Below are 12,343 nucleotides of genomic sequence, written 5' to 3' on the forward strand. Positions count from 1 at the left end.
GTCCAACTGTTCCCGTGACTGCGGTCAATGGTCTAGATTGACGTCCGCCGGGCCGGTGATGGGGGAGGGGACGTGTCGCTGATGACACGTCAGAGAGAGATCCTGGAAGCCGGTTCGGAAGCACGTAGTAACCAACATGCAAGCGCCATGAGGCGGTTGGGGAATCGCTGACGGCTTTCTCGTATGTCGGTGCCGCTGTGTGGAGGAGACACGTCGGCGCCGATCCAGCCCTGGCTGCGGAATGGTGACCGTACGTACGTCCCGCGTTCTCGCGGTCGGGGGTAGCTGCGCGTGTGGTGGGGGGCCATGACCATTGAGGTCACGCACGAGCCGGCGGATGTGGAACGCAGGCGTCCGGAAGTTCGCCGAAGACCCTGGGATCGAAGGTACCGGACAGTCCTGCTGGTCGCGGACGGCCTCGTGGCCGTTGTCGCGGCCTTATTGATCCACGGGGCGTATGGCCGGTGGGCGGTGGCCCTGGTGCTGCCTCCGACATGGATCGCGATCATGCTCGCTCATCGTTCCTACGACCGCAGTGCGCTGGGTCTGGGGACCGAGGAGTACCGAAGGGTGTTACGCGGTGCCGTGGCGCTGCCGGCTCTGGCCGCGGCCGCGTACTGGCTGTTCACCCGTGATGCGGCTCTCCTTCATGACATGACCATGGCTGCGTTACCGGTCGCCGCGATCGGCTTGCCGGTCCGGTACACGCTGCGCCGCCGACTGCACCGACGATGGGTGCGGGGCCGGGACCGCAGCCCGGCGCTCCTGGTCGGCCCGGCGCGCGGCATCCTGGAGCTGGTCGCCGTGCTGCGGCGCGGAGGCGTCCAGGAGTTACAGGTCGCCGGAGTCCACCTGAGCGATCCGGAGAACGCCACGGAGATACGCAAGGCGGGACTGCCCGTGCTCGGCGGCGTCGGTGACATGAACGACGTGGTACGGGCCATGGGCATCGGCACCGTGGTGGTGCTCCCCGCCCCCGAACTGGACGCCTCCGTCCTGCGCCGGATGTCCTGGACGGCGGCCGCGCAGGGCGTCGACTTCCTGCTGGTCCCCATGCTCTCCGACGTCTCCGCGGCACGGCTGGCGGTCCGTCCCACCAACGGAGTGCCGCTGGTGCGGATCCAGGCGCCCAACCTCTCGCGGGCCGCCCGGCTGCCCAAGGAACTGCTGGATCGTTCCTTCGCTGCCGTGCTCCTGCTGCTGCTGGCGCTTCCCATGCTGCTCATCGCCCTCGTCGTCCGGCTGGACAGCTCCGGGCCGGCGTTCTTCCGCCAGCAGCGCGCGGGCCGCTACGGCGACCACTTCACCATGCTCAAGTTCCGTACGATGCGCCCGGATTCGGAGGCCCTGCGGGCGGAGCTGGCCCATCTCAACCAGAACAGCGACGGTCTGCTGTTCAAGGTGAAGGAAGATCCCCGCATCACTCGCGTCGGATCGTTTCTGCGCCGCAGCTCCCTCGACGAACTCCCGCAGCTGCTCAATGTGGTCCGGGGCGACATGTCGCTCGTCGGCCCCCGCCCGCCGCTGCCCGAGGAGGTCGAGGACTACTCGCCGGACATCAAGCGCCGGCTGCTCGTGAAACCGGGCCTCACCGGACTGTGGCAGGTCAGCGGCCGCTCCGACCTGCCCTGGGACGAGGCCGTCCGGCTCGATCTCGGATACGTGGACAACTGGTCGATGAGCCTCGACCTGTCGATCCTGCTGCGCACCGGGTCCGCGGTGGTGCGAGGAACGGGGGCGTACTGATGGACCGAGGAAAGAGGAGAAGCGTGACACAGCAGCCGTTGGGGGTCGCCGTCGTCGGCGCCGGCTACTGGGGCCCCAACCTCATGCGCAACTTCCAGGCCGGTGAGCGGTTCAGGCTGCGCTGGCTGTGCGACCTCGACGCGGAGCGGGCCCGGCGGGTCCTCGGCGGCTACTCCACCGTCCGGGCCACCGCGGACTACGCGGCCGTCCTTGCCGACCCCGAGGTGGCCGCCGTCGCCGTGGCCACTCCCGCCGGGACCCACCTCGAGATCGCCCTGGCCGCCCTGCGCGCCGGCAAGCACGTCCTCGTGGAGAAGCCGCTCGCGGCGACCTACGCCGACGGGCTGCGCCTGGTGACCGAGGCGCAGGAGCGCGGCCTGACCCTGATGTGCGACCACACCTACTGCTACACACCCGCCGTGGGCCGCATCCGGGAGGCGGTCCGCTCCGGTGAACTCGGCGACATCCACTTCGTCGACTCGGTCCGTATCAACCTCGGGCTCGTCCAGAAGGACATCGACGTCCTGTGGGACCTCGCCCCGCACGACCTGTCGATCCTCGACTTCATCCTCCCCGACAACGTCGAGCCGGTCGCCGTCGCCGCTCACGGCGCCGACCCGATCGGCGCCGGACAGGCCTGTGTCGCCTATCTGACGCTCCAGCTCAACACGGGGGCCATCGCCCACGTGCACGTCAACTGGCTCTCGCCGACCAAGGTCCGCACCACCATGGTGGGCGGCGCCAAACGCACCCTGGTCTGGGACGACCTCAACCCCCTCCAGCGGGTGGCGATCTACGACCGCGGCGTGGACCTCGCCTCGCCCCAGGAGATCGGCGCGGACGAGCGCCGCGACATGCTCGTCTCGTACCGCTCCGGGGACATGGTCGCGCCCGCCATCGGCGAGAAGGAGGCGCTGCGCAGCATGGTCGAGGAGTTCGCCGACGCCATCCGGGAACGCCGGGCGCCGCTGACCGACGGCCGGGCGGGCCTGCGGGTGCTGGACATCCTTGAGGCGGCGTCCCGAAGCCTGGAGTTCAAAGGCGCGGTCGTCGGCCTGCGCGCCGGGCGCTGACGGTTCCACCACACTGGAAGGGCACAGCAGTTGAGCACCGTACGAGGCAAGAAAATCCTGGTCACCGGGGGAGCGGGCACCATCGGCTCCCACCTCGTCGACCTCCTGGCAGAGGGCGGCGCCCGCGAGATCGTGGTGCTGGACAACTTCGTGCGCGGCCGGCGGGCCAATCTCGCCCGGGCCCTGACTGGCGGCGTCGTGGAGATCGTCGAGGGCGACGTCCGGGACGCAGCCACCGTACGGAAGGTCACCGAGGGCGCCGACCTGGTGTTCCACCTCGCCGCGATCCGCATCACCCAGTGCGCGGAGGAACCCCGGCTCGCCAACGAGGTCCTGGTCGACGGCACCTTCAACGTCCTGGAGGCGGCGGCCGAGGCCGGAGTGGCCAAGGTCGTCGCCTCCTCCTCGGCATCCGTCTACGGCATGGCCGAGACCTTCCCCACCACCGAGCGCCACCACCCCTACCACAACGACACCTTCTACGGCGCGGCCAAGGCCTTCAACGAAGGCATGCTGCGCAGCTTCCACGCCATGTACGACCTGGACTACGTGGCGCTGCGCTACTTCAACGTCTACGGACCCCGGATGGACATCCACGGCCTCTACACCGAGGTGCTCATCCGCTGGATGGAACGCATCGAGGCGGGCGAGCCGCCGCTGATCCTCGGCGACGGCACCCAGACCATGGACTTCGTCGACGTCCGCGACATCGCCAGGGCCAACGTCCTGGCCGCCGAGTCGGATCTCACCGACGAGGTGTTCAACATCGCCAGCGGTACGGAGACCTCCCTGAAGGAGCTGGCCGCGGGCCTGCTGGAGGCGATGGGCGCCCAGGGCCTGGAGCCGGAGCACGGGCCGGCCCGCACGGTGAACGGCGTGACACGGCGGCTCGCGGACATCTCGCGAGCGGCCGAGCGACTCGGGTTCACGGCACGGATCGACCTGCGCACCGGACTGCGCGACCTGGTCCAGTGGTGGCGCGCGGAGCGGGAGGCGGCCAAGTGAGCGCCGATCGAATCCCGGTGATGATCCCCTGGCTCGGAGAGGAGGAGGCACGGGCCGCCTCCGACGCCGTGCTGTCCGGATGGGTCGCCCAGGGACCCGGGGTCGCGGCCTTCGAGCGGGCCTTCGCCGAGCGGGTGGGCGCCGAGCACGCCGTCGCGGTCAGCTCCTGCACCACCGCCCTGCACCTGTCGCTCGTCGTGCTCGGCATCGGGCCCGGCGACGAGGTGGTGGTGCCCTCGTTGTCGTTCATCGCCACCGCCAACGCCGTGCGGTACGTGGGCGCGGAGCCCGTGTTCGCCGACGTCGGACTCGCCACCGGCAACCTGACCACGGCGACCGTGGACGCGGTCCGCACCCCCCGCACCAAGGCCGTCCTCGCCGTCCACCAAGGCGGCGTACCGGCCGATGTGCACTCCCTGCGCGCCGCCTGCGCCGACTGGGACCTGCCCCTGGTGGAGGACGCGGCCTGCGCCATCGGCTCCACCGTCGGCGGCAAGCCCGTCGGCCACGGCGCACTGATCGCCGCCTGGTCCTTCCACCCCCGCAAGCTCGTCACCACCGGCGAGGGCGGCATGGTCACCACCGACGACGCCGCGTGGGCGGCCCGGCTGCGCCGGCTGCGCGAGCACGGGATGAACGCATCGGCGGCCCAGCGCCACGCGAGCAGCCGGCCCCTCCTGGAGAGCTATCTGGAGGTCGGATTCAACTACCGGATGACCGACATCCAGGCCGCGGTCGGCCTCGTCCAGCTCGGCAAGCTCGACGCGATGATCGCCCGACGCCGCGAACTGGCCGCCCGCTACGACGAGATGCTGCACGACGTCCCCGGCCTCACCCCGGTGCGCGACCCCGGGCACGGGCAGAGCAACTTCCAGTCCTACTGGGTGCTGCTGGACGAGGACTTCCCCGGCGGACGGGACGGCCTGCTCGGCGCGCTCGCCGACGCCGGCGTCTCCGCCCGGCGCGGAATCATGGCCGCGCACCTCGAACCCGCCTACGCGGACCACCCGGGCGCGCCGCTGCCGATCACCGAACGGATCAGCCGCGACTCGCTGATCCTGCCGCTGTTCCACACCATGACCGGGGCCCAGCAGGACCGGGTCGTGGCGGCGCTGCGCGAACAGGCCCGGAGATGACCGGACTTGTGATCGTCGGCGCGGGAGGATTCGCCCGGGAGACCGCCCGGGCAGCGGGCGACACGGGCGAGTTCGAGCTGCTCGGACACCTCGACGACAACCTCGCCCTGCACGGTACCGAAGTGGACGGCGTGCCCGTCCTCGGCGGCTGCGACCTCGTCAACGCCCTGCCCGAGGCCCGCGTGGTGATCTGTGTGGGCAACCCCCGCGACTACGCGGCCCGCGCCCGCCTGGTCCGCCGGCTGGGCCTGCCCGAGGAGCGCTATGCCACCGTCGTCCATCCGACGGCGGCGGTGTCCGCCACCTCGCGGGTCGGGCCCGGCTCGGTCCTGCTCGCGCACTGCGTGCTGACCGCCGCGGTGCGGGTGGGCGCGCATGTCGCGGTGATGCCGCAGGTCGTGCTCACCCATGACGACGTGGTCGAGGACTTCGCCACGCTCGCCTCCGGTGTCCGCCTGGGCGGGAACGCACGGCTGGAGCGGGGTGCCTACGCGGGGTCCGGGGCCCTGGTCAGGGAAGGCACGACGGTCGGCGCCTGGTCGCTGATCGGCATGGGGAGCAGTGTGCTCGGTGATGTGCCGCCGGGCGAGGTCTGGGTGGGGAGCCCGGCCCGTCGGCTGCGCGCGGCGGACGCACCCGCACTGGCCGAACTCGACACGCGAACAACGGGGGGACCTGTCAGATGAACCGGATTCCGCTGGTGGACCTCAAGGCGGCCCACGAGGAGGTCGCCGACGAGGTACGGGCCGGATTCGAACGGCTCCTGGCCCGCACCGCGTTCGTCGGCGGCGAGGAGGTCCGCCTCTTCGAGCGCGAGTACGCGGACTTCGGCGGTGTCGCGCACTGCGTGGGCGTCGCCAACGGCACCGACGCCGTCGAACTCGCCCTGCGCGCCACCGGGGTGGGCCCGGGCGACGAGGTGGTGGTGCCCGCCAACACCTTCATCGCCACGGCCGGCGCGGTGGCCAGGATCGGAGCCCGCCCGGTCCTGGCGGACTGCCTGCCCGACAGCCACCTCCTCGACCCCGAGGCGGCACTCGAGGCGGTCGGCCCTGCCACCCGCGCGGTCGTCCCCGTCCACCTGTACGGGCAGATGGCCGACGTCACCGGACTGGCCGGCCGACTGCCCGCGCACGTCAGGGTCGTCGAGGACGCGGCGCAGTGCCAGGGTGCGACCCGCGACGGGCGCACGCCGGGCAGCGGAGGTATCGCGGCGACCAGCTTCTACCCGGGCAAGAACCTCGGCGCCTACGGCGACGCGGGCGCCGTGCTGACCGACGACGAGGAACTGGCCGGTCTGGTGCGCGCCACCGCGAACCACGGCGGCGTCGCCAAATACCGCCACGACGTACCCGGGTTCAACAGCCGGCTGGACGGTCTCCAGGCCGTCGTCCTGCGGGCGAAACTGGCCCGGCTGGCGGACGGCAACGCGGCCCGTCGCTCGGCCGCCGCCCGTTACGACGCGCTGCTCGCCGACCTCGCGGCGGCCGGCCGGGCCGTCCTGCCGGTGACGGCACCGGGCAACGAACACGTATGGCACCTGTACGTCGTCCAGGTCACCGGCACGGACCGCGACGACGTCGTCGGCAAGCTCAACGCCGAGGGCATCGGCGCCGGGGTGCACTATCCCGCCCCGGTCCACCTCACGCCGGCGTACCGCCGTCTCGGCCATGCCCGGGGCGACTTCCCGAACGCCGAGAAGGCGGCGGACCGGATGCTGTCCCTGCCGCTCTACCCGCAGATCACCCCCGACCAGCAGCAGCGTGTCGTGGACGTACTCGCCCGCGCGCTCGCCGGCTGACGGTCGCCCTGGCCCCACCGCTTCCCACCGCTTCCCGCCGCTTTGCCCCGGCCGCACGGGCCGGCCCTGCGCAGCACCGCTGAGAGGTACACATGAACAGATGGAGGAGACGGATGCGGGGCGCCCGCCTCGCCGTCGTGGCAGCGTTGATCTGGGCGGTGCTCCCGCAGGCCGGGCCCGCGCAGGCGGCGGCCGATCCGTGCGGCCCGGGCTCGAACCCGGTCGTCTGCGAGAACTCGAAGGCCGGCAGCCCGACGTCCGAGTGGTTCGCGCCGAACGCCTACGGCGACATCAAGGGCTTCTCCACCGAGGAGAGCGTGCAGGCCGGTGACACCGTCCGGTTCAAGATCCAGTCGCCGGTCCCGTACCGCGTGGAGATCTACCGCCTGGGCTGGTACGGCGGCGACGGCGCCCGCCTGATGTCGACCGCCGCCCAGGCGGCGGTGACCTACCCGGCCAACTACACGACGAGCCCCGCCGGTTGTGAGACCAAGAGCAGCACCGGCCTGGTCGACTGCGGGAACTGGCCGGTGACCGTGACCTGGACCGTGCCCGGCGACGCCGTCTCCGGCCTGTACATCGCGAACCTCGCACAGACCGACGGCGACGGCATGATGCCGTACCCGTTCGTCGTCCGCGACGACGACAGCACCTCCGACATCGTGGTGCAGACCAGCGACCAGACCTGGCAGGCGTACAACGACTACGGCGGCCAGGACCTCTACGGCGGCGCCGGACCCGCGCCGGACGGCCGGGCCTACGAGGTCAGCTACAACCGGCCGCTGGACATCGGCGGCGACAACGGCATCTACGGCTCCGAGTTCATGATGCTGTCCTGGCTGGAGCGCAACGGATACGACGTCAGCTACCTGTCCGGCGTGGACGTGTCGGTCGACGGCGGCACCCTGCTGAAGAAACACCAGGTGTACCTGTCCTCCGGCCATGACGAGTACTGGACCCAGAGCCAGTACTCCCACGTCCTGGCGGCCCGGAAGGCCGGCGTGCGGCAGGCCTACTTCAGCGGCAACGAGGTGTTCTGGAAGACCCGGCTCACCCCGAGCATCGACGGCACGAACACCGACGACCGCACCCTGGTCTGCTACAAGATGACCAAGATGGTCCAGAACAACGGCATCGCCGACCCCAGCGGCACCTGGACCGGCACCTGGATGGACCCGGCCAGCACCCGGTACGGACAGGACTACCAGCCGCCGAACATCCTCACCGGCTCCATGTTCACGGTGAACGGCTACCGCAGCGACGCCATCACGGTGCCCGGCTCGTACGGCAGGAACCGGATCTGGCGCGACACCTCCGTCGCCGGCCTGACCGCGAGCCAGACCGCCACGTTCCCGGCCGGCACCCTCGGCTACGAGTGGGACAGCGACATCGACAACAGCACCCGGCCCGCCGGGGCGATCCACGTGTCGTCCACCACCGTGGACATCGACGACGGCAAGCTCCGCATGGACTGGGGCAACGTCTACGGCAACGGCACGGCCACGCACAACCTCGTCGAGTTCCGCGACCAGGACTCCGGGGCCCTGGTGTTCGGGGCGGGGACCGTGCAGTGGGCGTGGGGCCTGACCAACATCCCGACGTACGACCCCGGAGACACCGTGGTCACCGAGGACGCCCGGATGCAGCAGGCGACCGTGAACGTCTTCGCCGACATGGGCGTCCAGCCGCTGACCCTCCAGAGCAACCTCGTCGCCGCCACGGCATCCGCCGACGCCACCGGCCCGGCCGTCACCGTGAGCGCTCCCGCCTCCGGGTCGACCGTCCCGGCACTGAAGCCGGTCACGATCAAGGGCACCGCCACCGACTCCGGCGGCGGCGTGGTGGCCCGCGTGGAGGTCTCCACCGACGGCGGATCGACCTGGAAGGCCGCCACCGGCCTGACGTCCTGGACCTACAGCTGGACCCCGACCAGCCCGGGCCCCGCCTCCCTCGAGGTCCGCGCGGTCGACGACAGTGTCAACATCGGCACCGTCACCACCATCCCGGTGACCGTCGGCCCCCAGGCCTGCCCCTGCACCGTCTGGCCAGCCTCGTCGGTGCCCGGCACCGTCAACGCGGGCGACGGCAGCTCGGTGGAGCTCGGCGTCAAGTTCCGTACCACGGTGGCCGGTTCGATCACCGGCGTGCGCTTCTACAAGTCGCCCGCCAACACCGGCACCCACACCGGCAGCCTGTGGAGCGCCTCCGGCACCCGGCTGGCCACCGGCACCTTCAGCAACGAGACGGCCTCCGGCTGGCAGCAGCTGAACTTCGCCACCCCGGTCACCGTCAAGGCCAACACCACCTACGTGGCCTCCTACTTCGCGCCCAACGGCGGATACTCCTACGACGCCGGGTACTTCTCCGGCAGTGACGCCGGCCTGGCGCCGCTGACCGCCCCGAAGTCCGGCACCGACGGCGGCAACGGCGTCTACCGCTACACCTCGACCAGCGCCTTCCCGTCCACCCAGTCCTCCGGCAGCAACTACTGGGTCGACGTGGTGCTGGACACCTCGACGGCCGGCACCACCCCGCCCACCGTCACCTCCACCTCCCCGGCCTCCGGAGCGGCCGGCACCTCGATCACGGCCTCGGTGTCGGCCGTGCTCAGTGCGGCCGTGGACTCCGACGACCTGACGTTCACCGTGAAGGACCCCGGCGGCAAGACCGTGCCGGGCACGGTGACCGTGCCCGCGGCGAACAAGGCGACCTTCACCCCGTCGACCGAACTGTCGCTGCACACCACCTACACCGCCTCCGTACAGGCCTCCGACGTCTGGGGCAACACCATGGCGGAACCGGTGACCTGGTCGTTCACCACCAGTTCCACGCCGCCCGCGGTCACCTGCCCCTGCACGCTGTGGAGTTCCTCCGCCGTGCCGGCCGTCACGGACATGACCGCCGACACCAACTCCGTGGAGCTGGGCACCCGGTTCACCTCCTCGGCGGACGGCTGGATCACCGGCGTCACCTTCTACAAGGGCACCGGCAACACGGGCACCCACACCGGCAGCCTGTGGTCCGACGGCGGCACGCTGCTCGCCTCCGGCACCTTCGTCAACGAGACGGCCTCCGGATGGCAGACGCTGGTCTTCGCCGGCCCGGTGCCGGTCACCGCCGGTACGGCGTACGTCGCCTCGTACCACGCCCCGAACGGCCGCTACGCGGTGAACGGCGGCTACTTCGCGTCGGCCCACCAGTCCTACCCGCTCACCGCCATCGCCGACACCACCGCCCGCCACAACGGGCTCTACCGGTACGGCGCCGACCCGGCCTTCCCCAACGGCTCCTACGGATCCGCGAACTACTGGGTGGGCCCCGTCTTCACCGCCGACGACCCGAGCGCCTCACCGGCGACGGTCACCTCCTCGGAACCGACCACGTCCACGGTGACGTACACCGCCGACGCGGCGACCCCGCTCGTGGCGACCGTGCCGGCCGGGGCCGGGCTCTCGTCCGTCAGGGCGAACCTGGCCATCCTGCCCGGCGCGCAGGCGGCAGCCGCCAGGAAGCTCCACGTCAAGACCGTCACCCACTACGACCGGGCCACCCACAAGGCGACCGTCCACCTGTCCGCGCCGTTGCCGGACGGCACCCGGTTCAAGGTCACGGTCACGGCGAAGGACCGGCACCGGCACACGGTGGAGTCCCGCAGCTGGACCCTGACCGCCAAGACCGTCCGGCACAAGAAGAACTGACCCGTTCCGACGCACCGGTGGTGGCCCGCGCCGGCCAAGGCAACGACCACCACCGGGGATTGGCTTTCCCACCGATGAGCAGCGTCAGTGTTGTCATCCCCTGCTACAAGTACGGCCATTTCCTCGCCGACTGCCTGAGCAGCGTCCTCGACGAGCAGGACGGCGTCGACGTCCGGGTGCTCATCATCGACGACGCCTCGCCCGACGACTCGGCGGAGGCCGCGCACGAACTGGCCGCCGCCGACCCGCGGATCGAGGTCCGGGTCCACGGGACCAACAAGGGCCACATCGCCACCTACAACGAAGGGCTCCTGGAGTGGGCCGACGGCGACTACGTCGCCCTCCTCTCCGCCGACGACCGGCTGGTGCCGGGCGCCCTGGTCCGGGCGGCCGCGCTCCTCGACGCCCACCCCGAGGCGGGGTTCGCCTACGGACGCCCCCTGCGCTTCCAGCACGGCGGGCCGCTGCCGAAGGCCCGCACGCGGGGTACCGGTTCGGTCGTCTACCCCGGGCAGTGGTGGCTGGAGCGGCGGTTCCGCGAGGGCACCGGCTGCATCACCTCGCCCGAAGTCGTCGTGCGCACCAGTCTCCAGCGTACGGTCGGCGGCTACGACCCGGCCCTTCCGCACGCCGGTGACATCGAGATGTGGATGCGGCTCGCCGCCCACGCCGACGTCGGCTACGTACGCGGTGCGGACCAGGCTTTCTACCGGGTCCACGGCAACAACATGTCGACCACCGACTTCGGCGGCCAGCTCGACGACCTGCGCCAGCGGCTGGTGGCCTTCGACTCGGTGCTCGCCAAGTGCGGCGACCGGCTGCCGCACGCCGGCCGCCTGGCCGACGAGGTGCACACCCGGCTCGCCCGCTTCGCCCTGCGCCGCGCGTACCGGGCCTACGACCGGGGCCGCACGGCGGTCGTCCCGGTCGAGGAGTGCGTGGCGTTCGCCGAGCAGTGCCTGCCCGGATACGCGGCGCTGCCCGAGTACCGCGCGCTGCGGCTGCGCAGACGGATCGGCCCGGAGGCCATGCCGTACCTCCAGCCGCTGGTCTGGTCCGCCGTGGCCGAGCGCGGGCGGGAGTGGCTCTGGTGGGAGTCCTGGAAGCGCCGCGGCATCTGATGGGAGCTCAGTTCGACCCGGTCCGTACCTCAGCGGGCCGCGGGAAGCGGACCGGCGGGCGGACGGCCGTGCGGAGCGGCCGTCCGGCGGCCGAGCAGATACCTGTCGAGCCACAGCGCGCCGAGCACTCCACCGGCCGTGCCCAGCAGGGCCGTGCCCGCCAGAGCACGCCTCTTGTCGCCCTGCACCGGGGCCGCGCTCGGAGACGTCAGCACGGAGGGGGTGATCCGTGCCCCGGCCGGAACGCCCTGTGCCGTCTGGAGCTGTTCCACATGTGCGGCGTAGACGTCGATGATGCGGCGCACCGCCGTCACCGCGGCGTCCGCGTCCGGCGCCTGCGACTGCACCTGGAGGGACGGGATCAGATAGCGGGGCGTCGCGCTGGTGCCGCTGTTGCGCGGAACGAGATGGTAGGTCCCCTGAATGCCAGCCGCCCTCAACTCCTGTGCTCCGGCCGGGGACTGCAGTCGCTGGACGACCGCGTAGGAGACCGCGGCGAGCGGCGGCTGGAGATTGGTGAGCTGATTGGGCTGGTTCTGCGTCACCGGCGGCTTGAGGACGACCACCGCGGACCCGGCGTACCGGGGAGCGGGGCGGACCACCTGATGGGCCCCCGCAGCCGTCAGCAGCAGTGCCACCACCAGGACGTACCAGCGGCGGAGCAGCGCGTCGACGACGTTCCCAGGCGACATTACGAGTTCCTTCCGTCACTCCCGATACTGGCAGGGCGCGCCGCGCGGTGCCGCCGAATGGAGGGGGAGGG

Annotated in this window: 9 protein-coding genes; 8 read left to right on the top strand and 1 reads right to left on the bottom strand. The window is 71.4% G+C overall.

What is annotated here, in order from left to right; genetic code table 11:
* The first annotated feature begins 420 nt into the window (after positions 1 to 420).
* The 8 genes from ACIF80_RS13470 to ACIF80_RS13505 all read left to right on the top strand — a co-directional run bounded on the left by ACIF80_RS13470 (position 421) and on the right by ACIF80_RS13505 (position 11,580).
* On the top strand, positions 421 to 1,746 hold the full coding sequence (locus ACIF80_RS13470; protein WP_399803364.1) for a sugar transferase: 1,326 nt from the start codon (positions 421 to 423) through the stop codon (positions 1,744 to 1,746).
* Between the two features lie 23 nt (positions 1,747 to 1,769).
* Positions 1,770 to 2,819 carry a Gfo/Idh/MocA family protein gene (locus ACIF80_RS13475; protein WP_399803367.1) on the top strand — a complete coding sequence of 350 codons (1,050 nt, stop codon included), beginning with the start codon at positions 1,770 to 1,772 and terminating at the stop codon, positions 2,817 to 2,819.
* A 30-nt stretch (positions 2,820 to 2,849) separates the two neighbouring features.
* Positions 2,850 to 3,824, top strand: a complete 975-nt coding sequence (locus ACIF80_RS13480; protein WP_399803370.1) for an NAD-dependent epimerase/dehydratase family protein — start codon at positions 2,850 to 2,852, stop codon at positions 3,822 to 3,824.
* On the top strand, positions 3,821 to 4,960 hold the full coding sequence (locus ACIF80_RS13485) for a DegT/DnrJ/EryC1/StrS family aminotransferase (protein WP_399803372.1): 1,140 nt from the start codon (positions 3,821 to 3,823) through the stop codon (positions 4,958 to 4,960). Before ACIF80_RS13480 ends, ACIF80_RS13485 begins: the two co-directional genes overlap by 4 nt.
* The gene (locus ACIF80_RS13490) at positions 4,957 to 5,646 is read left to right on the top strand and encodes an acetyltransferase (RefSeq protein WP_399803375.1); all 690 of its coding nucleotides are present in this window, start codon (positions 4,957 to 4,959) and stop codon (positions 5,644 to 5,646) included. Before ACIF80_RS13485 ends, ACIF80_RS13490 begins: the two co-directional genes overlap by 4 nt.
* Positions 5,643 to 6,761, top strand: a complete 1,119-nt coding sequence (locus ACIF80_RS13495) for a DegT/DnrJ/EryC1/StrS family aminotransferase (RefSeq protein ID WP_399803378.1) — start codon at positions 5,643 to 5,645, stop codon at positions 6,759 to 6,761. Before ACIF80_RS13490 ends, ACIF80_RS13495 begins: the two co-directional genes overlap by 4 nt.
* A 113-nt stretch (positions 6,762 to 6,874) precedes the next feature.
* Positions 6,875 to 10,459, top strand: coding sequence for a DUF4082 domain-containing protein (locus tag ACIF80_RS13500; RefSeq protein WP_399803380.1), 3,585 nt, complete (start codon positions 6,875 to 6,877; stop codon positions 10,457 to 10,459).
* 74 nt (positions 10,460 to 10,533) lie between these two features.
* Complete coding sequence (locus ACIF80_RS13505; RefSeq protein ID WP_399803382.1) at positions 10,534 to 11,580, top strand: glycosyltransferase; 1,047 nt, start codon at positions 10,534 to 10,536, stop codon at positions 11,578 to 11,580.
* 29 nt (positions 11,581 to 11,609) lie between these two features.
* On the opposite strand, the gene ACIF80_RS13510 is transcribed toward ACIF80_RS13505, so the two are convergent.
* Entirely contained in the window at positions 11,610 to 12,272 is a 663-nt protein-coding gene (locus ACIF80_RS13510) for a hypothetical protein (RefSeq protein WP_399803384.1), read from the bottom strand.
* Positions 12,273 to 12,343: the final 71 nt, after the last annotated feature.

The organism is Streptomyces sp. NPDC085927 (assembly GCF_044540975.1).
Taxonomy (GTDB): domain Bacteria; phylum Actinomycetota; class Actinomycetes; order Streptomycetales; family Streptomycetaceae; genus Streptomyces; species Streptomyces hirsutus.